The organism is Candidatus Deferrimicrobiaceae bacterium (assembly GCA_035256765.1).
Classification (GTDB): domain Bacteria; phylum Desulfobacterota; class Deferrimicrobia; order Deferrimicrobiales; family Deferrimicrobiaceae; genus CSP1-8.
Genome location: DATEXR010000084.1, coordinates 1 through 23,578 on the forward strand (window position 1 = coordinate 1; position 23,578 = coordinate 23,578).

General features: G+C 66.3%; 21 protein-coding genes. 13 read left to right on the plus strand and 8 right to left on the minus strand.

Going from position 1 to position 23,578, the window contains the following annotated elements:
• Nucleotides 1–246 precede the first annotated feature (246 nt).
• Together nth and VJ307_02620 are read right to left on the minus strand one after the other, a co-directional pair.
• A complete protein-coding gene (gene nth, locus VJ307_02615) occupies nucleotides 247–861 on the minus strand; it encodes an endonuclease III (protein HJX73022.1) in 615 nt (204 codons plus the stop codon).
• Nucleotides 862–896: 35 nt separating this feature from the next.
• Nucleotides 897–1,154 (minus strand): hypothetical protein, encoded by a 258-nt coding sequence (locus VJ307_02620; GenBank protein ID HJX73023.1) that lies wholly within the window; start codon nucleotides 1,152–1,154, stop codon nucleotides 897–899.
• Between the two features lie 87 nt (nucleotides 1,155–1,241).
• On the opposite strand from VJ307_02620, the gene VJ307_02625 reads away from it, so the two are divergent.
• A complete protein-coding gene (locus VJ307_02625) occupies nucleotides 1,242–2,810 on the plus strand; it encodes an AMP-binding protein (protein HJX73024.1) in 1,569 nt (522 codons plus the stop codon).
• On the opposite strand, the gene amrA is transcribed toward VJ307_02625, so the two are convergent.
• The 4 genes from amrA to VJ307_02645 all read right to left on the minus strand — a co-directional run bounded on the left by amrA (nucleotide 2,785) and on the right by VJ307_02645 (nucleotide 6,455).
• Nucleotides 2,785–3,348 carry an AmmeMemoRadiSam system protein A gene (amrA, locus tag VJ307_02630; protein HJX73025.1) on the minus strand — a complete coding sequence of 188 codons (564 nt, stop codon included), beginning with the start codon at nucleotides 3,346–3,348 and terminating at the stop codon, nucleotides 2,785–2,787. The two genes, VJ307_02625 and amrA, sit on opposite strands and share 26 nt — an antisense overlap.
• A gap of 90 nt (nucleotides 3,349–3,438) precedes the next feature.
• A complete protein-coding gene (locus tag VJ307_02635) occupies nucleotides 3,439–4,563 on the minus strand; it encodes an HD domain-containing phosphohydrolase (GenBank protein ID HJX73026.1) in 1,125 nt (374 codons plus the stop codon).
• 69 nt (nucleotides 4,564–4,632) lie between these two features.
• A complete protein-coding gene (locus VJ307_02640; protein HJX73027.1) occupies nucleotides 4,633–5,676 on the minus strand; it encodes a DUF933 domain-containing protein in 1,044 nt (347 codons plus the stop codon).
• Complete coding sequence (locus tag VJ307_02645; protein HJX73028.1) at nucleotides 5,673–6,455, minus strand: PIG-L family deacetylase; 783 nt, start codon at nucleotides 6,453–6,455, stop codon at nucleotides 5,673–5,675. Before VJ307_02645 ends, VJ307_02640 begins: the two co-directional genes overlap by 4 nt.
• Nucleotides 6,456–6,558: 103 nt before the next feature.
• Here VJ307_02645 and VJ307_02650 point away from each other — a divergent pair, with 103 nt between their 5' ends.
• Complete coding sequence (locus tag VJ307_02650; GenBank protein HJX73029.1) at nucleotides 6,559–7,713, plus strand: patatin-like phospholipase family protein; 1,155 nt, start codon at nucleotides 6,559–6,561, stop codon at nucleotides 7,711–7,713.
• Between the two features lie 117 nt (nucleotides 7,714–7,830).
• On the opposite strand, the gene VJ307_02655 is transcribed toward VJ307_02650, so the two are convergent.
• A complete protein-coding gene (locus tag VJ307_02655) occupies nucleotides 7,831–9,051 on the minus strand; it encodes an ammonium transporter (GenBank protein HJX73030.1) in 1,221 nt (406 codons plus the stop codon).
• A 312-nt stretch (nucleotides 9,052–9,363) separates the two neighbouring features.
• Between VJ307_02655 and acsB the strand changes: the two genes are divergently transcribed.
• Genes acsB through VJ307_02695 form a run of 8 tightly spaced genes read left to right on the plus strand, consistent with a single transcriptional unit; the run spans nucleotide 9,364 to nucleotide 18,924 of the window.
• On the plus strand, nucleotides 9,364–11,484 hold the full coding sequence (gene acsB / locus VJ307_02660; protein ID HJX73031.1) for an acetyl-CoA decarbonylase/synthase complex subunit alpha/beta: 2,121 nt from the start codon (nucleotides 9,364–9,366) through the stop codon (nucleotides 11,482–11,484).
• Nucleotides 11,481–12,410, plus strand: coding sequence for a hypothetical protein (locus VJ307_02665; protein HJX73032.1), 930 nt, complete (start codon nucleotides 11,481–11,483; stop codon nucleotides 12,408–12,410). Before acsB ends, VJ307_02665 begins: the two co-directional genes overlap by 4 nt.
• Nucleotides 12,401–13,753 carry an acetyl-CoA decarbonylase/synthase complex subunit gamma gene (gene acsC / locus VJ307_02670; GenBank protein HJX73033.1) on the plus strand — a complete coding sequence of 451 codons (1,353 nt, stop codon included), beginning with the start codon at nucleotides 12,401–12,403 and terminating at the stop codon, nucleotides 13,751–13,753. The genes VJ307_02665 and acsC overlap by 10 nt, the downstream gene beginning before the upstream one ends.
• Nucleotides 13,746–15,425, plus strand: a complete 1,680-nt coding sequence (locus tag VJ307_02675; protein ID HJX73034.1) for an ASKHA domain-containing protein — start codon at nucleotides 13,746–13,748, stop codon at nucleotides 15,423–15,425. Before acsC ends, VJ307_02675 begins: the two co-directional genes overlap by 8 nt.
• On the plus strand, nucleotides 15,422–16,462 hold the full coding sequence (locus VJ307_02680; GenBank protein ID HJX73035.1) for a hypothetical protein: 1,041 nt from the start codon (nucleotides 15,422–15,424) through the stop codon (nucleotides 16,460–16,462). The genes VJ307_02675 and VJ307_02680 overlap by 4 nt, the downstream gene beginning before the upstream one ends.
• Nucleotides 16,459–17,208 carry an AAA family ATPase gene (locus tag VJ307_02685; protein HJX73036.1) on the plus strand — a complete coding sequence of 250 codons (750 nt, stop codon included), beginning with the start codon at nucleotides 16,459–16,461 and terminating at the stop codon, nucleotides 17,206–17,208. Before VJ307_02680 ends, VJ307_02685 begins: the two co-directional genes overlap by 4 nt.
• Entirely contained in the window at nucleotides 17,205–17,942 is a 738-nt protein-coding gene (locus tag VJ307_02690) for a DUF166 family protein (GenBank protein ID HJX73037.1), read from the plus strand. Before VJ307_02685 ends, VJ307_02690 begins: the two co-directional genes overlap by 4 nt.
• 4 nt (nucleotides 17,943–17,946) lie before the next feature.
• Nucleotides 17,947–18,924, plus strand: coding sequence for a TIGR00730 family Rossman fold protein (locus VJ307_02695; protein ID HJX73038.1), 978 nt, complete (start codon nucleotides 17,947–17,949; stop codon nucleotides 18,922–18,924).
• 33 nt (nucleotides 18,925–18,957) lie between these two features.
• Here VJ307_02695 and VJ307_02700 read toward each other — a convergent pair whose 3' ends face one another.
• Nucleotides 18,958–21,690 carry a PAS domain S-box protein gene (locus tag VJ307_02700; GenBank protein HJX73039.1) on the minus strand — a complete coding sequence of 911 codons (2,733 nt, stop codon included), beginning with the start codon at nucleotides 21,688–21,690 and terminating at the stop codon, nucleotides 18,958–18,960.
• 271 nt (nucleotides 21,691–21,961) lie between these two features.
• Between VJ307_02700 and VJ307_02705 the strand changes: the two genes are divergently transcribed.
• From VJ307_02705 to VJ307_02715, 3 genes are read left to right on the plus strand one after another with little or no spacing between them, the layout of a single operon-like run.
• Complete coding sequence (locus tag VJ307_02705; GenBank protein HJX73040.1) at nucleotides 21,962–22,156, plus strand: hypothetical protein; 195 nt, start codon at nucleotides 21,962–21,964, stop codon at nucleotides 22,154–22,156.
• A complete protein-coding gene (locus tag VJ307_02710) occupies nucleotides 22,157–22,432 on the plus strand; it encodes a hypothetical protein (protein HJX73041.1) in 276 nt (91 codons plus the stop codon).
• 21 nt (nucleotides 22,433–22,453) lie between these two features.
• Entirely contained in the window at nucleotides 22,454–23,464 is a 1,011-nt protein-coding gene (locus VJ307_02715) for an alcohol dehydrogenase catalytic domain-containing protein (GenBank protein HJX73042.1), read from the plus strand.
• The last annotated feature ends 114 nt before the right edge of the window (nucleotides 23,465–23,578 follow it).

Here is a 23,578-nt window from a genome sequence, read left to right on the forward strand (position 1 = left end):
TGAGCCGGACGCTTTCGCCGGGAAGCTGCTGTAGCGTCGCGTTACTACATTGACAATCGAGTCCGCCTCTGCGCACAGGGCGCTGCGGGGGGTTCCTCGCCGCGGCCTGTGGAGCGAGGGGGAACTTGCGTCGAGCGGAACCGGCAGCGAGCGGGCGCGAGGACGCGAGCGTAGCGGCGAGGAAGCCCCCCGCGAGCCCGTGCGCGGAGGCGGGCTCGATGGTCAATGGATTTGCGAGACGCTGCGCTAGGCGGTACGTGTGACCCCGTTTCGCGGGCAGACCGGGGAAAGACCGCAGCCTCCGCACCGGGGCAGGCGGGCGACGCAGATCCGGCGACCGTGCCAGCCCAGCCGGGTGGCGAACTCCCACCGCTTTTTTTCCGGCACCGCCGAGGCGAGGTCCTCCTCGATCCGGGCCGGGTCCTTCGAACGGGTAAGCCCCAGCCGAAAGGAGACCCGCGCGACGTGCGTGTCCACGGGAAGAGCGTCCGCCTGAAAACAGGCGCCGAGGATGACCGCCGCCGTCTTTCTTCCCACGCCGGGCAGTGCCGTCAACTCTTCCATCGTCTTCGGAACGACTCCCCCGTGGCGGGAGACCAGGGCGGCGGCGATCCCCCTGAGCGCCTTGGCCTTGTTCCGGTAGAAACCCGTGGGGCGGACCGCCTCCTCGATCTCCTCCTGCGAGGCGGCCGCGATCGCCTCCGGGCCGGAATACCGGGCGAACAGCGCCGGGGTGACCTGGTTGACCCGGTCGTCGGTGCATTGGGCGGCCAGCACGGTGGCCATGAGCAGTTCGAAGGGGTTTTCGTACCGGAGGACCACACGGGCGGACGGATAGGCCCGGGCGAGAAAATCCAGCACGAACGGTATGCGGGACGGCCTCCTCCCCGGCGGCATCAGGCCGGGCTCCGGCTGTAGACGACCACCTCGTACCCCTGCACGTCCACCTCGAGCATGACCCCTTCCACCTCGCAGTGGAACATCTTCCCGGGCCCCATGAACTCGTCCTCCGGGCTGAGGGAAAAGGCCTTGTGCTCGGAAAGCCAGTCCAGCATCCCCCGGACCTCCCGGAAGGTCATGTCGAACGAGGTGATGATGTTGTAGACCTTCCCCTTGTGCTCGATGGGGTAGACGTCCATCTCGTCGTCTGCCATGGGGAGCCTTTCCCGCTTTGCGCAATCGTTTTCCTATTATATGCTGTAATCCCGGGAGAAAAATCAGGACAGGACGGGAGAAATCCCTTGCTCCTTCGCGACAACCTGGCGCACAACGCGCGGATCCATCCCCGCCGGACGGCCCTTTCCTCGGGAAGGATCCACATCTCCTATGCGGACCTCCAGGATCGGGTCCGACGGTACGCGTCGGCCCTTGCCGCCCTCGGCGTGGAAAAGGAAGACCGGGTGGCGATCCTGTCGCAGCGCACCCCCTCGTACGTCGAACTGCTGTTTGCCGTTGCCCAGATCGGGGCAGTTCTTGTCCCCCTCAACCACCTGTCCGTCGCGCGGGAACACCGGACCATCCTCCGGGACGCATCCCCCCGGTTCCTCCTCTTCGCCGAAGGGTTCGAGGAAATGGTGGCCGCCCTCCCCCCGGGACTGCCCGACGGGCTCGCAGTTCTCCGGGTCGATCGCGGCGGAGAGGGATATCCCGGCCTGTTGGAGGGTGGGCGCGGGGACACCGCCCTCCCCCTGGACCATGTCGCGGTTTCGGAATCGGACATCGCCCTGCAGATCTACACGAGCGGGACTCTCGGGCGTCCACGCGGCGCGATGCTCTCCCACGAGAACCTCATGGCAGCCTCCGCCTCCGGCGCGCTGGAGCTCGGGCTCTCCCGGAACGACATCTTTCTCTCCTGCACTCCCTTTCCGTTCATGGGGGGGATCGGAAGACTGCTGCGTTTCCTGTACGTCGGCGGGAGGATCGTCATGCAGAACGACTTCGACCCCGAGGAGGTCCTGCGGGCGATCGAGCGGAGCAGGATCACCCATGTCCTTCTCACCCCCACGATGATGGCCCAGATCCTCGACCTCCCCTCCCGGGACAGCTTCAACCTCGCCACGCTTCGCAAAGTTCAGTACGGCGGGCCTTTCATCCCCCTCGACCTGCTCAAGCGCGCGATCCGGTTCTTCGGATGCGACATGGTCCAATCGTACGGCCAGGTCGAGTCCGGCGGGGTTCTTACCTTCCTGCACCCCGAGGACCATTCGTTGGACGAGAGCGCCCCCTATATGCGGAGGCTGATGTCGGTGGGGAAGGAGGCGATCGGCGTCGAGGTCCGCTTGGTGAACGAGGAAGGGTCGGAGGTTCCCCCCGACCATTTGGGCGAGGTGATCGCCCGAGGGAAGAACATCTTCGCGGGATATTCCGGGGATCCCGACTTCTCCGCGGAGGTGCTCCGGAACGGATGGCTGTACACGGGGGATGTGGGGTCCCTCGACGAGGAGGGGTACCTGTACCTCCTCGACCGGAAGCGCGACACGCTCATGGTCGGGGGGATCTCGGTCTACCCCCGCGAGATCGAGAATATCCTCGGGGAGCATCCGGACGTGGCGGAGGCGGCGGTCGTCCCCCGCCCCCACTACGTCCTGGGGGAGATCCCCGTGGCGATCGTTGTGCTCAAGGAAGGCAGACAGGCCGATCCCGACGCCCTTCTCGACCACTGCCGGAGGAACATGGCCCCTTTCAAGGTCCCCCAGGCGATCGAGTTCCTCTCCTCCCTCCCGAGAAACAGCGCGGGAAAGGTGCTGAAGGTGAAACTGAGGGAGCAAATCGTACGGGGGAACGTCACTCCCCGAACACCTCGGCCGTGAAGGAAGAGAGCTCCGCATCCTCCTTCCACGCATCCGGCGGCAGGCCCGCCTTCCGGCACACCTGGGACAGAAACATCTGCCGGTCCCACCCGTGCTCGACGGCCACCTGGGGCAGGAGCAGCCCCCGGTTCGTCCCTTTCCGGATCTGAAGCCCGTGCACGCCTACCGTGACATCCTCCGGCCGGATCGGCGACAAGGGGGTAAGGATGGAGATTTCGATCCGCAGGTCGGCAACCTCCTCCTTCGTCACCCGGGGAAAACGCGGGTCCTCGGTCGCCGCGGCGACCGCGCACTCCCGGACGACGCGGTAGAGCGGGGCGTGGGGCTCCGTGTACCCGATGCAGCCCCGGAGATGACCCCCGCTTCGAAGCGTGACGAACGCCGCCCCGGGGGCGGCGATTTTCGGGTGCGCGGGGGAAGTCTGCGGCATTTTCCCGCCGGAGACGCAGGCGATCGCCGCGTTGCGCGCGATCCGAAGCAGTTCCTCCCGCTCCCCAGGCGTGAAGCAGGCGCCCCGTTCCGCCGTTGTCTCTTCCATGGTTCCCTCTCTTCCTCCCGGGAAAAATCCGACGTCCGGCCTCGCTACCCGGCACGCCGCCCGGTCCGCCCGTCGCTCGAAAACCCGCGGTCAGGTCTCTCCGACGGGCGACGGGTCCTCGGAGGAGAATTCCTCCTCCTGCCATTCTTCGGTGAAAGGATCGTTGCGGACCGGGATCGCATCCCTTCCGGACAGGAAAACGGAAACGATCTCCGGGTCGAACTGCGTCCCCGAGCAGCGGAGGATCTCCGCTGCGGCATCCTCTGCGGGAAGCGCCGCCCGATAGGCCCGGTCCGACGTCATCGCGTCGTAGGCATCGCAGACGGCCATGATGCGCGAATCGAGCGGTATGTCCTTCCCCTTGATCCTTCCCGGGTATCCGAGGCCGTCGAAGCGTTCGTGATGGTGCAGGATCGAGGGGAGCAGTTTCCGGAAGAACGGGATGGGCGAAAGAATCCGGGTCGCCATCTCGGGGTGCCGCAGGACCTCGCCGATCTCTTCGTCGGTGAGCTTGCCCGGCTTGTTCAGAATCGCATCCCGGACGCCGATCTTTCCCAGATCGTGAAGGGAGGCCGCGCGCCGCAGTTCCTTGAGGTGGTCCGGGGACAAGCCCATTTCCTGCCCGATGGCCACCGAGTACCGGGTCACCCGCTGGGAGTGCCCCCGTGTGTAGAAATCCTTGGCCTCGAGAGCCTTGATCAGCGCGTTGATCGCCCGGACGTACATCTTGTTGATGAGTTCGGTCTGGTTCTTGACCCGGTTTTCCAGGTTCACCTGGTGGTCCTGAAGCTGGCGCTCCATCGCCTTCTTGTGAAGAGCGTTCCGTATCGTGATGAAAAGAACGTCGAAGCTGAACGGTTTGAGGATGTAGTCGAACGCGCCGTTTTTCATCGCCGCGACGGCGGTGTCGAGTTCCGCGTAGGCCGTCATGACGATCCGGGCCGTGTCCGGAAACCTTCGGGATGCCTCCTGGAGAAGGGCGATGCCGTCCATTTCGGGCATCCGGATGTCCGTGAGCAGGACGGAATATCCCCCCATCCCGAGCTTGGCCAGCGCCTGCCTGCCGTTCTGCGCCTCATCCACAAAAAACCCTTCGATTTCCATACGTTCTCGGATAACGCCCCGGATGAACTCCTCGTCGTCGACGACGAGAAGCCGGAGATCCCTGCCCCAGAGCCTTTCGGAATCCGCACCGATACCCTGAACAAACTTCATATTTTCCCTTTTCGTCCAGGACCTCCCGAAAGTTGAATACAATATTGTTTTTTCGCAGGATACGCGGTATCAGACGTTGAAGCGCACGTGCATGATGTCCCCGTCCTGGAGGACGTACTCCTTCCCCTCCAGCCGCAATTTACCCTCGGTTTTCGCTTTCGCCATCGAGCCGCAGCGGAAGAAATCCTCGCACGGAATCACCTCGGCCCGGATGAACCCCTTCTCCATGTCGGAATGGATCTTCCCCGATGCATGCAAGGCGATGGTTCCACGGCGGACGTTCCACGCGCGCACCTCGTCCCCGCCGACCGTCATGAAACAGACGAAATCCATGGCCTGAAACGCGCCGCGGACGAGCCGGTCCCACGCCGGACGGGCGATCCCCATCTCCGCGAGAAAAACCTCCTGCTCTTTCGGAGACAGCTGCGAGATCTCCTCCTCGATCCTGGCCGAAAGGCGGATCAGGGAGGCTCCCCGGGAGGACGCGGCCGCAGCGAGCTCCGGGAACGACTCCGCGGAAAGGTCCGCCTCGGCCACGTTCAGGACCAGGAGAATCGGGATCTGGCTCAGGAACCGGAATCCCGCCAGGACGCGGCTCTCCTCTGCGGTGAGGGGAACCTGCCGGAGAGGGATCTCCCTCTCCAGGGATTCCACCGCCTTGTGGAGGATGGTCCATTCGGCGTCCCGCCGGGCCTCCTTCGTCATCCGCTCGATCCTCTTCTGTGCCACCAGGTAATCGGAAACGACGAGATCCGACTCGATCGCCCGGAACTCCTTTACCGGGTTCAGCCCCCCCGCGGGGGGGGGATGAAAATCGTCGGAAAATCCCCGGAGGACGACCGCGAGCACATCCGCTCCTTTGATGCTGGTCACCGCCTCGGGAGAGAGAAGCGCGGTGTCCCCGGGGTCGATCTCCACGAACGTGACCGAGATCGGGGTTACCTTCTTGGGGCGGTAGATGGCGGCCAACCGGTCGAGGCGGTCGTCGAGGACCTTGATCGTGCAGACCCCCGCCGCCCGCGCGGAAACGGGAGATTCCTCGCTTCCGCCTCCCAGCGCCCGGAACAGGGTGCTTTTCCCGACTCCCGCGTTTCCGAAGATTCCGACCCTCACGGTTTCCCGGGCTCCCCGGAAGGAATTCCCGCGAACAGGTCCGTCTCGGGCAGGGCAACCGAGGAAAAGCGCGACTTCGCGAGGACGAATGTTTCCCGGCGGGAGAACTCCCGAAAACCCTCCCGGGAGAGAATCCGGTGGTAGTCCTTCGCCTGGGTCCGGTGAGAATAGAACGCCTCGATCTTCCGGTCCACGTACGCGGAGGTATCGACGATCGTGGTCAGCCTCGCCGCCGGGACTCCCGCCAGCGGTACGCCCCACGCGTCGAATACCTCCTGGGCGATTTCGAACTGGTACAGCTTCCAGGGCGCCCAGGGAGAGACGCCGCTCCCGATCTGATGAGGGAACCGGGACCGATCCGCCGCGGCGTCGAACGCCTCGAGGGCGACGGAGCACATCACCATGTGGTCGGGATGGCGCGAAACGCCCTCCGGGCCGAACCCGATCAGCACATGGGGGCGGGTCCAGCGGATCTGCTCGACGGCTTTTTCCACGATCCTCTCCCGCGGGGTGCTCGCGAGCTGCCCGTCGAGAAAACCGAGGAAGGAGACCTTCCGGATTCCGAGGATCCCTGCCGCGCACTGAAGTTCGGCGGCGCGGACCTCCCCGAGGTGGGCGCGGTCGGTGAATGGGGGGTCCCCGACCATCCCCACCTCGCCCCGGGTCGCCGTGGCAAGGTAGATCTCCGCCCCTTCGTCGGCGTATTTCGCGATCGTCCCCCCCGGACCGAAGGTTTCGTCGTCGGGATGGGCGAGAAGGAGCAGGATCCTTTTCTTCATGTCGTAGTAGCCCTCAACGGCACGATTTTCCCGTTGATTTCCTACCATATCACAAAGGATTCCTCCCTTGCACCCGCCGGGGGGAATCCCTATTCTTGATGGGGTGACCAAGGCGGCGCTCATTCTGGGCGGAGGGGGAATCACGGGGGGCGTCTACGAGCTCGGCGCCCTCTCCGCGCTCGATGATTTCATCGTCCGCGGCAGGAAGTCCGGGGACTTCGACATTTTCGTCGGGATCAGCGCGGGAAGCCTTCTGTCGGCGTTCCTCGCCAACGGAATCTCCGTGCAGGAGATGTGCAGGGGGATCCTCGGGGAGGAGGGGCACCGCCTCCTCCTGCGGAGGGAGGACATCTACGAGATCCGCGTCTCCCCGCTGTTTCGGGCCGCGTGGCGATTTCTTCGGAATGCCGGCCTCGTCGTCCGCTACCTCCGGCGCGAGAATCAGCCGGTGACATTTCTCAACTTCCTCGCCCTGTTCGAGCAGTTCCTTCCGGCCGGTTTTTTTTCGAACGCCAACCTCGAGCGGTACGTCTCGCGCATCCTCTCCGCCCCGGGGAGGACGAACGACTTTACCCGGCTTTCCCGGAAGCTGTTCATCGTCGCCACCGAGATCGACCGGGGGGAACGATGGGTCTTCGGCACCGACGGGTTCTCGGACATCCCCATATCCCGGGCCATCCAGGCCTCCTCCGCCATCCCGGTCTTTTTCGAACCCGTCTGCATCGGGGACCACTTCTTCGTGGACGGAGCGACCGAGAGGGCGGGACATTTCGACATCCCGATCGGGGCGGGTGCCGGCTTCGTCCTGATGATCAATCCCACCGTCCCCGTGTACAACGACCGCACGGTCGTCTGCATCCCCACCATCCTGGGACACTGCGGCTCGATCACCGAGACGGGATTCCCCAACATCGCCGACCAGGCCTTCCGGATCAACACCCGGATCAAGCTCGAGCTGGCGATGGAGGTGTACCGTCGACGCCACCCCGACATCGACCTCCTGCTTATCGAGCCGGCCCCGATGGAGTCCACCCTGTTCCTGTACGGGAGCATGAACTTCTCGGAACGGGTCCAGGTGGTAAACTACGGCTACAACTCCACGGCGTTCTTCTTCCAGGAGAATTTCGAAAACCTGAAGGAACGTTTCGCCAGGCACGACATGGAAGTCTCCCTGGAGCATATCCGGACCGACCGGTTCCTCGAGCTTGCGACCCGCCCGAAAACGCGCAAACGGTTCTCCATGAACATCTACCGGTAGAGAGATCGCAAAGAAGAAGGGCGCCGCGTGGGGCGGCGCCCTTCTTCCTCCGGCAGGTGCGGTCGGCCCCCATCACCTTGTCGGAGGTTCGTCGCGTTCTCGCCTTCCGGACGCACCCTACCAGTTGTACCCGGCTTCCCCGTGCTGGGTCAGATCGAGACCCATCACCTCGTCCTCCTTCGTCACGCGCAAGCCGATGATCTTGTCGAGGGCGATCAGAAGCAGGAGGCTGACCACGAAGGAATACAGGAGGCAGACGCCCGCCGCGAGAGCCTGCAGAGCCAGCAGCTTCGGGTTCCCGTAGAACAGTCCGTTCGCGCCGGCCGCGTTGACCGCCGTCGTGGCGAAGAGACCCGTGGCGAGAGCTCCGAAAGTCCCGCCGACGCAGTGCACCCCCACGACATCGAGGGAGTCGTCGTACCCGATCCTCCCCTTGAGCATCACGGCGCTGTAGCAGAGGGCGCCCGCCCCGAGCCCCAGGACGATCGCCGGAATGGGTGCGACGAATCCGGCCGCCGGGGTGATGGCCACCAGACCCGCCACGCATCCGGATGCGGCGCCGAGGACGGTGGGCTTGCCCCGGTGGACCCACTCGACGAAAACCCAGGACAGGGTCGCGGCGGCGGCCGCCACGTGGGTTGCGACGAAGGCGCTTGTGGACAGTCCTCCCGCCGCCAGCGCGCTCCCGGCGTTGAACCCGAACCAGCCGAACCAGAGAATGGCGGCCCCCAGGACCGTCATCGGCAGGTTGTGGGGCGCCATGTTCTCCGCGCCGAACCCCTTGCGCTTTCCGACCACCAGAGCGGCGGCCAGGGCGCTCACCCCCGACGTGATATGGACGACCGTGCCGCCGGCGAAATCCAGGACTCCCAGGTTGCGGATCCACCCGCCCACGCCCCACACCCAGTGGGCCACGGGGTTGTACACGAGAAGGGACCACAGGAGGGTGAACAGCAGGAAGGTGGAAAATTTGAACCGCTCCGCGAAGGCCCCCGTGATGAGCGCGGGGGTGATCACGGCAAACATCATCTGGTAGACCATGAAGGCCTGGTGAGGGACCGTGGCGACGTAGTCGGGATACGGGTCCAGCCCGACCCCGCGCAAACCGAACCAGGTCAGGTCCCCGATGATTCCGCCCTGGTCGGGGCCGAAGGCCATGCTGTACCCGACCAGGACCCACTCCACGCTGATCAGTCCGATGATGATGAACGACTGCATGATGGTGCCGAGGACGTTCTTTCTGCGCACCATCCCCCCGTAAAACAACGCGAGGCCCGGGGTCATGAGCATCACCAGAGCTGCGGATAAAAGGAGAAAAGCGGTGTCCCCTGCATTCATGGAGAATCCCTCCTCGCAATGATGGGTGCCGACGGAGGATCAGAAAGGCAATCGGCGTGCCAACCCCGTACCGCGAGGATTTCCGGGGAGTTGCATGACCGCAGGGCGTGCCTGGCAAGACAGAATGAGCAATAATTAAACATTTATGCTGGTTTGTAGACATAAAGGGCCGCTCCGTTGCGAATGGACACCTCCCCGATCGGCGGATTCCCCCGGATTCTTCTGGATTCTTCTTGGAAGCGAGGATCGTTTGCGATAGAATTTCCGACCATTGGCCGGCTCCCCTTATCTCCTCTTTCCAAGGAGAACCCGATGACCGAACCCCTCTTCTCCTCCTGCATCCGCGGCGCCCGTTCCATCCTGTCGCTCGCGAGGGAATCCCTTTCGGCCGCCATCGCCCGCAGGGGACCCGACGCCCCCCTGGCATATCCCGGCACCGCATACGAGATCCCCGTGGTCTTCGGGCTGACGGATCTTGCGGTGACCACCCTCCGCGGGGCGGAACCCGCTCTTCTTCTGGCGGAAGGAATGATCCGGGAACGGCCCACCGCGGAAAACGCGCTGGACGCGGGAGCGGCGACGCTTCTTTGCGCGGACGTCCTGGAGGCGCTCCATCACGCGGAGGGGATCCCCTACCCCGCACCGTGCGTCGGCTTCGTCCCGGACTCGGTCCTGCGGAAACTGGGGATCTTCCTGGTGGACGGCTCCGTGCCGGGTGTCGCCGTGCTGGTCGGAAAGGCGTCCGACCCCGCCGTGGCGGCCTCCATGGTCCGGGATTTCCAGGAGGTCGGGCTCCTCGTCTTTCTCGCGGGGGACGTGGTCGGCCAGATGGAGGTTTCCGGAATCAAGATGGGAGAGGATTTCCGGACCTTCCCCCTGGGCCCGCTCCCCGCGGTCGTGCACGCCGTGAACTTCGCGGTCCGGGCGGGCTTGACCTTCGGAGGGCTCGGCCGCGGCCAGGCGGGGCCCATGCTTTCCTACCTCGCGAATCGCGTCAAGGCCTTCGTCTGCGCCCTGGGTCCCCTGGACGATCTTTCCCTGGCCATCGCGGCCGGGGCCATGAAAGCCGGGTTCCCGGTGCTGTCCGACCAGGCCGTCCCCGAGATCCCCGGCGCGCTGCTGGCCCGCGCTCCGGGCGAGGAGATGGTCCGGGCCGGGATCGAGGCGCGAGGGATCAAGGCGAAGATCGTGAAGGTCCCCGTGCCGATCGCCTTCGGCCCTGCCTACGAGGGGGAGAGGATCCGCAAGGCGGACACGCATGTGGAGTTCGGGGGCGGACGCACCACGGCGTACGAGCTCGTGACGAGCGCGCCCCTTTCCGGGGTCCGCGACAGGGAGATCCTGGTCGTGGGCCCCGACATCCCCGACGTGGAAAAGGGCGGAGCGCTCCCTCTGGGGATCGTGGTTACGGTCGCGGGCACCCGGATGCAGAAGGACTTCGAGTCCGTCCTGGAACGGAGGATCCACCGGATCGTCAACTTCGGGGAGGGGACGATGCACGTCGCCCAGCGGGACACCACCTGGATCCGCATCTCCGACGAGGCGGTCGCCAGGGGCTTCCGCCTCGCGGATCTGGGGATGATGATCTACGCCAAGATGCTCTCCGATTTCGAGAACATCGTGGACAGGGTGTCGGTGACGATCCACACCCGGGAGGAGGACGTGCAGGCCGGACTCGCGGGAGCGAGAGCGGTCTACGCCGAACGGGATGCGCGGGCCAGGACGCTGACGGACGATGCCGTCGAAGAGTTCTACTCCTGCACGCTCTGCCAGTCCTTCGCCCCGAACCACGTCTGCATCGTCACGCCGGAGCGGCTCGGCCTGTGCGGAGCCATCAACTGGCTGGACGGGAAAGCCGGGTACGAGATCACCCCGACGGGGCCGAACCAGCCCGTGCCCAAAGGAGACGAGCTCGACGCCGTCAAGGGAGCTTGGGAGGGGGTGAATCACTTCGTCCGCGAGCACTCCCGGAACACCGTCCCGGGATTCAACCTCTACTCCATCATGGAGGCGCCCATGACCTCCTGCGGCTGCTTCGAATGCATCCTTGCCCTCGTGCCCGAGGCCAACGGCTTCATGGTGGTCAACCGCGAGTACGCGGGGGCCGAGACCCCCTGCGGGATGGGGTTCTCCACGCTCGCGGGGTCGGTCGGAGGCGGCGTCCAGACGCCGGGCTTCATGGGCGTCGGAAAGCAATATCTCTTGAGCAGGAAGTTCCTGGCCGCCGAGGGAGGGCTCCCCCGCATCGTCTGGATGACGAGGGAATTGAAGGATCATCTCGGCCCCGGCCTTTCCCAAAGGGCAAAGGAGATCGGGATGCCGGACCTCCTGGCCAAGATCGCCGACGAGTCGATCGCGGTGACTCCGGAACGCCTGAGGGAATTCCTCGAGAAGGTCGGGCACCCCGCCCTTTCCCTGAAACCGCTGGTATGACGGTCACCCTCCCGAAGCAGACCTTTCCGGGCCGGATCGTGGAGGTGACCCTGCCCGCGGGCGAAGGGGGACAGTCCGTTTCCGTGGGGGGGCAGACCACCTTGCCCCTGATGCCCGAGGGGGAACAGCCGAACGCCGCCTCGATCGGAATCGAGGTCCGCACCGGGGACGAGGAACTTCCCCCGTCGCTGGCCCGCGCCCTCAGCGGAAAGGGGACCGACCCTTCCGCCATCGCCAGGAGCCTCGTCCAGGAGTGCGGCGCACAATTTCTTTTCCTGTCGCTCGCGGGGTGCCACCCCGACCTGGGGGGGCACACGGTATCCCGGGGGGCCGGGATCGTCCGCGACGTCCTCCGGGCCGTCCCGTGCCCCGCGATCGTCGGGGGATGCGGCGAGGAGGAGACGGACGCCCTGCTCTTCCCCGCCGTCGCGGAAGCGGCGCCGCGACCGGTCTTCCTCTCGTATGCGGACGAGAAGAACTACCGTCTCGTTGCGGGCGCCGCGCTCGCCTACGGTCACGGGGTCGTCTCCTGGTCGCCGATCGACATCAACATGGCGAAGCAGGCGAACCTGCTGCTTAGGGACATCGGGATGCCGCCCCACCGGGTGTTGATCGACCCGCTGACCGGAGGGCTGGGGTACGGTCTCGAATACACGTATTCGATCATCGAGCGGATCCGGCTGGCGGGGCTTTCGGGAGACGCGGCCCTCGCCCGTCCGATCCTCTGCCACCTCGGAGACTCGTGGAAGGCCCGGGAGGCCATGGACTCCACCGAGGCGTCGTGGGGGGACGTGGTCGACCGGGGACGCCGGTGGGAGGAGGCGACCGCGTGGGCGTGCCTCGCCGCGGGGGCCGACCTCCTCGTCTGCCGGCACCCGGACAACGTGAGGACGCTTCGCGGGATCGCGGGAACGCCATGGCGCTGACCGCGCTCGAGATCTACAAACTCCTCCCGAAGACCAACTGCAAGGAGTGCGGGTTCCCCACCTGTCTCGCCTTCGCGATGCAGATCGCGGCGGGCAAGGCCGGGATCGAGCAGTGCCCTCCCGCATCCGACGAAGCCAGGGAGACGCTCGGGGCGGCCGCCGCACCGCCGCTGCCGAAAGTCACGGTGGGGATCGGGGAGCGGGCGGTCATCCTCGGGGACGAGGTGGTCCTGTACCGGCACGAGAAGACCTTCTACCACCCGACCGCCTTCGCGATCTCCATTTCCGACGCCCTGGACGACGACGCTTTCGGGGAGCGGATCCGCCGGATCCGGGCGCTCTCCTTCGAACGGATGGGAGAAACGCTTGCGGTCGACATGGTCGCCGTCCGCTGCGACTCGGGGAATGCCGCCCGTTTCGCCCGGGCGGCGGCGGCCGCGAAGGAGGGCGCGGGACTGCCGCTCCTCCTGTCGGGACCGTGCGAGGCCCTGGCGGCTGCGCTTCCCTCCCTGGGGTCGGATCGCCCCCTTCTCTCCCCCCCTTCCGGGGAGGAGGAGGCGGGCGCCAGGCTTGCCGCGCCTCTCGGGTTGCCCCTTGTCGTCCGCGCGAAGGGGATCGACGGGCTGGAAAGGGCCCTGAACGCCGCGCGCGCCGCGGGCGCGCGCGATCTCGTGGCCGACCCGATGCCGGCATCCCTCCCCGAGGCGTTGGCGATGTCGGTGTACCTCCGGCGGCTTGCGATCCTCGCCCGCGTCCGGGAGGTCGCCTGTCCCACGGCATTCGACCTGGGGAACGGATTCCCCTTCCCCTTCGCCGCAGCGTCTCTCCTCGTGCCGAAATACGGATCCCTCCTGGTGCTGGACTTGGACGACCCCGCCGACCTCTTCCCGCTCCTCACGCTGCGTCAGAATATCTTCACGGACCCGCAGAAGCCCATCCAGGTAGAGGCGGGAATCTACCCGGTCGGGAATGCGACCCCCTCGTCCCCGGTCCTGATCACCACCAATTTTTCGCTCACGTATTTCACGGTCCGGTCCGACATCGAGGCGTCCCGGGTGCCGGCCCGCCTTCTGGTCGCCGACTGCGACGGGATGTCCGTCCTGACCGCCTGGGCCGCCGGCAAGTTCAGCGGAGAAAGCATCGCGAGGATCCTCTCGGAAAGCGGGATCGCCGGCGCGGTTTCCCACCGGACGCTGATCCTCCCGGGAATGGTGGCGCGTCTTTCGGGAAAGATCGAGGAGCTGTCGGGATGGCGGGTCCTCGTGGGCCCGCAGGAATCGTCCGCGCTCCCCACCTACCTGCGGCGGCTGCCGCCCGCCGCCTTCGCCCCCCCCGATGTCTGATCCGGGCACCGGAACCATCCGCTTCCTCCCCCAAGGCGTTTCCGTGCCCGTCGCTACCGGCGAGACGATCCTCTCCCACGCGATCCGGGCCGGCGTGCCGCTTCTCTCCCCGTGCGGCGGGGAAAAACGATGCGGAAAGTGCCGCGTGATCGTCGCCGGCGAGGCCGCAGGCGGGAATGACCCCGGCATCCTCTCCGGGGCGGACCTGCGGGCGGGCGTCCGGCTCGCCTGCCGATGCCGCCCCTCGGGGGGGGAAGACATCACCGTCACCGTGCCCCCCGAGAGCCTCCCCGCAAAGCTGATAGCCTACCTGGAAGGCCGGGACCTGGCCGAAGATGAGCCGTTTCTCCCCCTTCACACGGCAACGGGAGGGAGAAACCCTCTCGGGGTGGCCCTCGACCTCGGAACGAGCACCCTCGCGGGGGCGCTGATCGACCTCGTAGGCGGCAGACTGCTTGCCCGGACCGCCGCCGACAACCCCCAGATGTCCTGCGGGGAGGACCTCATCTCGCGGATCGTCTACGGCGAGGAGAGCGAGGGCGGATTCGCCCTCCTCCGGCAGCTGCTCCTGTCGGGGGTGGAGAAGGTGATCGCCGCCCTTCTCCGGTCGGCGCCCGCCGATGGGGAGATCGTGGACGTGACGGCGGCCGGGAACACGGTCATCACGCACATCCTCTACGGCGTCTCCCCGGCGCCGATCCGCCACCCGCCCTACCAACCGGTTTTCCGGGAGTATCCCGTGAGGACCGGGGAGGAGATCGGTTCCCTGGCCGCCTCTTCCGCCCCGTGGCGCCTTTTCCCATCCCTTGGGGGGTTCGTCGGCGGCGACATCGTGGCGGATGTCCTCGCCTCCGGAATGCACCGGGAGGAGACCGTCTCCCTCCTCTTCGACGTGGGGACGAACGGCGAGGTGGCTCTGGGAAACAACGAATTCCTGATGGCGTGCTCCTCCTCGGCCGGCCCGGCCTTCGAAGGGGGGGAGGTCGCATGCGGGATGCGCGCCTACCCCGGCGCGATCGAATCCGTGCGGATCGATCCGGATACCCTCGCCGCGGAGTGGACCGTCATCGGGGGAGGCAAGCCCCTTGGGATTTGCGGCTCGGGGATCCTCGACCTGTGCGCGGAGATGTTCCGCGCCGGCCTGATCGACCGCGCCGGGCAGTTCGTCCCCCGGACGGGCGCACCGTTCGCCGAGACGGCAAGGGGGAGAGCGTACCTCGTGGCGAGCGCGCAGCAAAGCGCCACCGGCTCCGCCATCTGCTTCGCCGCCCCGGACATCAAGAGCGTCCTGAGGACGAAGGCCGCTCTCTGCGCGGCGGCCGACTCCCTGCTCGCGGCCGTCGGTCTCCCGCGCAACGCCGTGGAGCGGGTGTACATCGCAGGGGGGTTCGGCAATTTCCTCGACCTCCGGTCGGCCCTGTCTCTCGGGGTGTTCCCCCCCTTCCCCATGGAAAGGTACGTCCCGCTCGGCAACGCTTCCCTGGCGGGCGCCATCGGGGCGATCCGGAGCAGGAGGCGCTGGAAGGAGGCGCTTGCGCTCGCGGCGGCGGCGACCTACCACGATCTTTCGTCCGATGCCGGATTCATGGAGGCCTTTCAGCGCGCCCTGTTCATTCCCCACACCGATGAGGAGAGCTACCGGACGGTTCTCTCCCCGGGGGGGGGACGATGATGGATCTTCCGGGATCCTTCCTCCCCACGGGCGTAGGCAGCCTGCCGCACGAGGACCCCGACCGGGCGGTTCGCGTCGTTCTGTCCGGGTGTCCCGCCGTACCGTACTGGCCCCAGCTCCCCCGGAGGACGTTCCTCGAGAACATGTACGTCCAGTTCGCCGCCGGGCTGCCGGCCTCGAACCTCTCGGGGGAGAAGCTCCTCGTGGAGTGCGGCGATGCGATGATGGCCGAGGCGGAAGAGTTCTACGCCCGCTACCTCTCGGGGGAACTGGCCCCCTTCGCCGTCCCGGCGGACCGGGCTGCCGGCCTCGATCGGCTCCTCGCGCTTTCGGGCGGAGCCTACCCGGCTGTGAAGGGGCAGATCACCGGACCCGTTTCCTTCGGCCTCATGGTCACCGACCGCGGGAAGCGCCCACTCTATTACGACCCCATGGGCAGGGATATCCTCGTGAAACACCTCCTCCGGGTCGCCCAGTGGCAGGTCGGGCAGCTTGCGCGGCTCTCCCCGAACGTCATCCTCGTCGTCGACGAGCCGTATCTCGCTTCCCTCGGATCGGCGATTCTCTCCCTGTCCCGGGAAGAGGTGGTGGCTTCCCTGGACGAAATCTTCGAGGGCCTGCCCGACATTCTCTGCGGGATCCACTGCTGCGCGAACACGGACTGGGGCCTGGTGCTGTCGACGAAGGTCCGGTATCTCTCCTTCGACGCCTTCGAGTACTCCGATTCCCTGCTGCTCTACCCGGGGGAGGTGGCGGAATTTCTCGGGCGGGGAGGGAAGCTCGCCTTCGGGATCGTCCCGACGTCCCGGGAGGGGATCGGCCGGGAGACCCCGGAAACCCTGGCGGTGCGGATGGACGCGATCCTGCGGAAATTCTCGGAGCGCGGGATTCCGGAGGAGAAGGTGGGAAAGTCGGCGCTCATTACGCCTGCCTGCGGGCTGGGCACGGTCCCGGAGGGGGACGCGGAGCGCGCCATCGGGCTCGCCGCCGGCCTGGCGGGCCTCTTGCGCGATCGGTACGGGGGGTCGCCGCCGTGACCACGCTGATCGCCGTCGCGGGGAAAGGAGGGGTCGGGAAGACCACGTTCGCGGCGCTTCTCGTGCGCGCCCTCGTGGGGGCGAAAGCCCGCCCGGTCCTTGCGGTCGACGCGGACCCCAACGCGAACCTTCACCTCCTGCTCGGCTTCCCCCTCCCGCAGCCGCTGGGCACGCTCCGGGAAGATCTCCTGGCCGGGGAGAGCGGAAACCGATCCAAGGGGGAGATGCTCGAGGCGATGGTCCAGCGACGGGTCGCCGAGGGCGACGACGTCGACCTCGTCACGATGGGGCGGGGCGAGGGGCCCGGCTGCTATTGCTACGTCAACAGCCTGCTCCGTCAGTCCCTCTCCCGCCTCGCGGGGAACTACCGCGCGGTCGTCGTGGACAACGAAGCGGGAATGGAGCACCTGTCCCGGAGAAACCTGCGCACGATCGACCACCTGATCCTCGTCGCGGACCCGTCCCCGCGAGGGATGGGGGCGGCTCGCGCGATCGGGGACCTGGCCGTCCAGCTGGGGCTCCCCGTGGGAAAAACATGGCTCATGCGCAACCACCCGTTCGGGGGGCGGGAAGACGCAGGAACGCCGCGGGGAGAGATCCCCCTCCTGGCCGAGATGCCGTTCGACCCTTCGCTGCCGGCATGGGAGGAGGCGGGGAACTCCTTCCTCGGGATCCCTAGCACCTCCCCCGCGGTCGCAGCCGTCGAATCCGCCGTGAGGACGATGCTCCGGGGGGAGTTGGAGTGAGGATTCTCGTGTCCGTACAGGGGAAGTACGGGGAGCGGATCGCCTCCAACCTCCGGGAGAACGGGCCCGCCGGATGGGAGGTGGAGGTTCTCCCTCTGCCGGCGCGCCTCCCGGCGGTGATCGACGACCCTTCCGAATTTCTCCCCTCCCCGATGCCGCGGGCGGACCTGCTCGTCTCGCTCCACGAATCCCCCGGGGCGGCGGATCTCATCCCGGACATCGCGCAGGGGTGCGGGGCCAGGGCGGTGCTGGCGGCCGTGGACGACCAGACGGCGTGCCCACCGGGGCTGGTGAACCAGATCCGGAAGCGGCTTGACCGGATGGGGGTCGCGGTTTCGTTCCCTCGTCCCCTCTGCAGTTTCGAAGGAGGCCCCCACGAGCTGCTCGAGGCATTCGCCGAGCGGTTCGGTCACCCGATCCTGTCGATCAGGCGCGACGGCGACCGGGTGCTTTCCGTGGAGGTGCTGCGGGACGCCCCGTGCGGTTCTGCCCGGTTCGTCGCGTCGGTCCTTCCCGGCGCCCGGGTCCAGGAGGCGGGGGACACGGGTGCGTTGCGGCACCACCATCACCCGTGTCTCGCCTCGATGGAGATCGTACCCGACCTGAACGACACCCTCATGCACTTGTCCGGGTACATCGTCCGAGCGGCGATCCGGGCCGGGCTGAAGGAAAAGGAGCAACCCCCTTGCGCGACGGGGATTCCGGAAACGGATCCGCCCCGCCGGCATCGATAGGGATATGGAAAACGGCCCGAAAGTCACCTCGAACCAGCTGATCGCCGAGATGCACCGGACCGTGGACCGGCTCGCCGAGGACGGTGCGGACCGCGGGGACATCAAGATCCTTGCCCGGGCCCTGCGGGAGCTTCGGCACTCCTTCCGCGTCCTGTCGGAACACAAAGGCGTGCGCAAGGTCACGGTCTTCGGCTCCGCCCGCTCCCTTCCCGAGTCCCCTTCCTACCGCCAGGCGGTGGCGTTCGGCAGGGAGATGGCCGGGAAAGGATGGATGGTCATCACGGGGGGGGGCGAGGGGATCATGGAAGCCGCCCACGTCGGCGCGGGCCAGGACCTGGCGATGGGGATCAACATCCTCCTTCCCTTCGAGCACGGCCCCAACCGGATCATCGCAAGCGACCCCAAGCTCATCCACGTGAAATATTTCTTTACCCGCAAGCTCCTTTTCGTCAAGGAGTCCCAGGGGGTGGCGCTCTTTCCCGGGGGGTTCGGCACGCTCGACGAGGCATTCGAGGTCCTGACCCTTCTGCAGACCGGGAAGGGCATGCTGTTCCCGATCGTTCTTCTGGACGAGCCCGGGGGCAACTATTGGCGCATCTGGAGGGAATTCGTGGAAGGACATCTGCTCCGCCGGGGGCTGATATCCCCCGAGGACCTCTCCCTCTTCCGGGTCACGGATACCGTGGAGGAAGCCGTAGAGGAAATCCTCGGCTTCTACCGGAATTACCACAGCATGCGTTACGTCGGAAAGGAGCTGGTGATCCGGATTTCCCGTCCGCTTCCCCGGCATGCCCAATCCCGGGTTCGGCGGGACTTCTCCGACCTTCTCGCCGCGGGATCATTCCGGACGGGGTCCAGCCTGCCGGATGAGGAAAACGAGCCGCACCTGGCGGCACTTCCGAGACTCATCTTCCGGTTCAACCGGAAACATTTCGGGAGGCTTCGCATGCTCATCGACTTCCTCAACCGCGAAGTCGACTGACGGGGGAGACCGGGGGCCGCCTTCCGGAGGTGGTCACGAAGGCGGTTCGTCCAGGACATCCCGGACGACGCGTGTCAGCGTATCGGCGCGGTACGGTTTGGCGAGAAACGCGGAAGCCCCGGGAAAGGAAATCAGGCTCCCCGCCTCATCGGCCCGATAGCCGCTGGACAGCACGACCTTCGCCCGGTTGTCGATCTCCCGGATCCGCCCCAGAACCTCCATCCCCGACATATGGGGCATCGTCAGGTCCAGAAGGACAAGGTCGATCGAATCCTTCCCGGCGCAGTACATGTCGATCGCCTGCTTGCCATCCCCGGCGGTCAGCACCCGGTATCCATGCATCGAAAGGATCTGCATCCCGAGATCCCGGATCATCTCCTCGTCGTCCACGAACAGGATCGTCTCCTTCCCCTCGAGCGGGCGTTTCGTTTCCGGAGGGGGCGCCGTCTCCTCCGGGTGATCCTTCGAACGGGGGAAGTAGCAACGGAAGGTGGTCCCGGTTCCCGGCTCGCTGTCGAGCGTGATCCATCCCTCGTGCTGCTTGACGATCCCGTACACGGTGGAAAGCCCGAGCCCCGTCCCGCGCCCGAGCCCCTTGGTCGTGAAGAAAGGCTCGAAGACCCGTCGCTGCGTCGCCACGTCCATCCCGGCGCCGTTGTCGGCGATCGAGAGGACGATGTATTCCCCCTTGCGCGCATACGGGTAGACCCGGCAATACTCCTCCCCGATCACGACGTTCTCGGCGCGCACCCAAATCGACTTCCCCTCCGCTTCCCGCCCCCCCCCCTTCCCGTCCTCCAGTTGCTCCATGATCGCGTCCCGGGCGTTGATGCACAGGTTCATCAGCACCTGGTGCACCTGGCTGGAATCCGCCTGGGCGAGCCAGAGATCGTCGGCTGCGGATACCGACACGCGGATCCGTCTGTCGATCGTCTGGGAGGAGAGTTGGACCACCTCGTGCACCACCCGATTCACGTCCATCGCCCGCCGTTCGATCGGAGTGCGACGGGAAAATTCCAGCAACTGCCGGATCAGGCGAGCCGCCCTTTCCGACGCCTGGATCGAATCCTCGATCGATTTGACCGCCGCCGAGCTCGGCGGGACGATCTCCCGGGCGAGGTCGAGATTTCCCAGGATCCCGGTCAGGATGTTGTTGAAATCGTGTGCGATCCCTCCCGCCAGGGTACCCACCGCTTCCATTTTCTGCATGGTGACGATCGACAGTTCGAACCGGCGCCTCTCCGTGACGTCGGTCCCCGCCGCGATGATCGACCGCACCGTCCCGCCCGGGCCCGGGATCGTCGCATAGTTCCAAACCACCACCCGCTCTTCCCCCGATTTCGTCCGAATCGGGGTTTCCGGCGACGGCAGGATCTGTCCGTCCTGGATCCGCTCGAAGGTGCGCTCGTGGAAATCGCGGGCCGACTCCGACAGGAGGAAATCGGTCATTTTCCGCCCGATCGCCTCGGCCGCCGGGTAGCCGGTCACCTCCTCGCACTGGCGGTTGAACAGGAGGATCTTCCCGTCGGGACCGAGCTGGAGCACCATCATGCCGGCGACATCGAGAACCTTGGCGGAGAAATCGCGCTCCTTCCGGAGTTCCTCGAGGGTTTGCATCCGGAGGGTGACGTCGCGGAAGATGAGCATGCCGAGCGGTCCGGTCATCGCCCGCTCCCATTCCTCGGTCCGGCCCGACCGCGGGATCCAGGACGCCGCGATCTCTCCCTCGAACAGCGAATCGTCCTTCTGCCGCATTTCGGTGATCACGACATCTTCCCGGTCGCCCCCTTCGGGCTGGAACAGGTGGGAAGGAACCGGAAGGTGTCCCGTCCCGGGGAACAGCACGGCGGGATTCTTCCCCACCAGTTCCTCCGGGGAGGAATACCCGAGCATCCGGACCGCCGCAGGGTTGACCCGCACGATCGCCCCGCCGCGGACGAGAACCACTCCGTCCCGCTGCAACTGGAAAAGCTCTCCGTACGATTTTTTCGCGCAGACGAAAAGCTCGTGACGCCTGGCGCTGAACACGGCGGTCCCCACACGACACGCCATCGCCGCGATCGCCCCCGTCTCCAGGCTGTCGAAGGCGTTCTTCCGCCCGCTGCCGATGGAGAGCACCAGGGGGGACGATTTTTTCACATCGATCCGGACGGAGGCGAAGCTTAGGATCCCGTGTTTCGCGGCGGCACTCCTCCAGGGCGCGGTTCCCGGATCGTCGGGTACGCAATTCACCACGCACGCCTCCCCGGAGCGGACAGCCACCCCGGGGGGGCAGTCCCCTTCCGGGGTTTGATCCCAGCGAAGCGGGACCTCCGACAGGAACCCCTGTCCCTCTCCCGCGCTTTTCCCCCGGCTCACCGAACCGTCGGGCTCCGCGGTCCCGATCCATACCAGACGATACCCGTTCCCCTGCGCGAGCCCGTCGCACACCACGGACAGGATCTTCTCCTCGTCGAGCACGCCGATCAACGCCCGGTCCACATCCACGATCTGATGGAACCGGCTCTCCAGCCTCTCTTTGAGGAGGTACCACCGCTCCGTGAGGGCGAATCCGATCCCCAGCAGAAAGGAAACGGCGAACTCGATCACCTGGACCGCGAAGTCGAAGGATGCAGGGTCGGGGTCTTGCGCATACAGGCGGAGAGAGTCGATCCGCATCCCCCCCACGATGAGGAGTGCGCCGGATACGAGAAGCCATGGCGCTCCCAGACGGCGGCGGAAAACGAACCGGATCGACAGGAACGCCGCGAGAAACTGAAACGCCACGGAACAGACAAGCAATGCGGCCAAACCGCTTCCTCCCGTAAGGAACGGCCCCGTCATTTCCCCGGCCGTTTCCCTATCCTCTTCGGCAGGATTCCGGAAAAAATTTGGCTGTTTTTCGCCCCGATGCGAACGCCTTCCCTCGCCGAAGAATCCGGAACGGAAGGACGGCGCCGCGATTCCCGCCGCCCGTTTGCGCGTCTCCCGCGAAACCTTTATGCTGGGAACCGCACCGAAAAACCACAGGAACGAACTTGCGCGCGAGGGGGGAGCCATGGGACAGATCGTACACACGTCGCGGATCGTCATCACGAGGGAGAAAGGGCCTACCCGAAAGGCGTTGATCGAGGGGTTCGCCGAGCCGGTCTATTACGGCGTCCACGGGGGGATCAAGAACTTCTACAAGGTGGATCCCGAAAAGGAGCATGCCGCCACCCTCGACCACATCGTCGGGGCGGTCGGCGGCTGAATGATGGGGACACTGGCCACGGTGCTGGCCGGAAGGAAGATCCCCACGTACGGCGACAGGTTCCGGGCGGATGTCGAAGGGGACATCGAGGACGTGGGAGGGATATTGAAGATCACCAGGATCCGGGTCCGATACACCATGAAAGTCCCCCCGGGGAAAACGGAGGAGGCCAGGCAGGCGCTCGGCGAATACCTCGTGAAATGCCCCGGGGCGATGAGCGTTCAGGGGGCCATCGAGCTTATCGATTCGGCCGAAATCACGGAACTGGAAGCGTAACGGTTCGGCCAGGAGAGGTGGATGAAAGCCGCCGTCTGCGAAGCTTTTGGGAAACCGCTCGCCATCAAGGACGTGCCGGAGCCGTCCGTCGGCCCGGATGAGGTCCTGATCCGGATGAAAGGGTGCGGTGTGTGCCACAGCGACCTGCACCTGGTGGACGGGGACTGGGCCGACTGGGGAACCCCTCTCCCGATCATTCCCGGCCACGAGGTCACCGGGGTGGTCGAAAAAGCGGGGGAGCAGGTGGCCGGCCTGAAGCCGGGCGACCGCGTGGGGGTCCCGTGGATGCAGTACGCCTGCGGACGGTGCCCCGCCTGCCGGTCCGGCGCCGAGATGCTTTGCCCGGCCCAGAAGAGCACGGGGGTGACCGTGCACGGAGGGTACGCGGAGTGGGTCAAGGCGCCCGCCGCCTTCACCCACCGGATCCCGGAGGGGCTGGATCTCGTGGACGCGGCGCCGCTCCTGTGCGCCGGGATCACGGTCTTCTCGCCGCTGCGCAGGGCGGGGAACCTGGCCGGGAAAACGGTTGCGGTCGCGGGGATCGGCGGGCTGGGCCATCTCGGGGTCCGGATGGCGTCCGCGATGGGGGCCCATGTCGTCGCAATCACCCGCGGGGAGGAAAAAAAGGGGATGGCGCAGGAACTCGGCGCCCACGAGGTGATCGACTCCGCGAAGGAGAAGGCGGGCAGACAGCTCGCCCGCATGGGGGGAGCCGACCTGATCCTGATCACCGGCATCTCGGCGCGACTATTCGAGGAGTGCATCCCGGGCCTGGGGCCGAACGGCACCCTCGTGGTGGTGGCGGCCATCGCGGAACCCGCCAAGGTCATCCCCGCCGCCCTCCTCATGGGACAGAAGCGGATCGCGGGATCCCTCATCGGAACCCGCGACGACATGGACGCGATGCTCACGTTCGCGGCCGATCACGGAATCGCCCCGATCGTGGAACGGCACCCGCTATCGACGGTCAACGACGTCCTGGAGAGGATGCGCCAGGGGAAGATCCGTCTACGGGCCGTCCTCACCCCCTGATCGCCGTCGCCGGAACAGGGGTAGGCGACGATCCACGCCATTCATGTTGCGAACCGGGGAAGTGCCCTACCAGGCGATCATCTTCCTGTCGCGGAAGAACCCGCCCGTCGGACC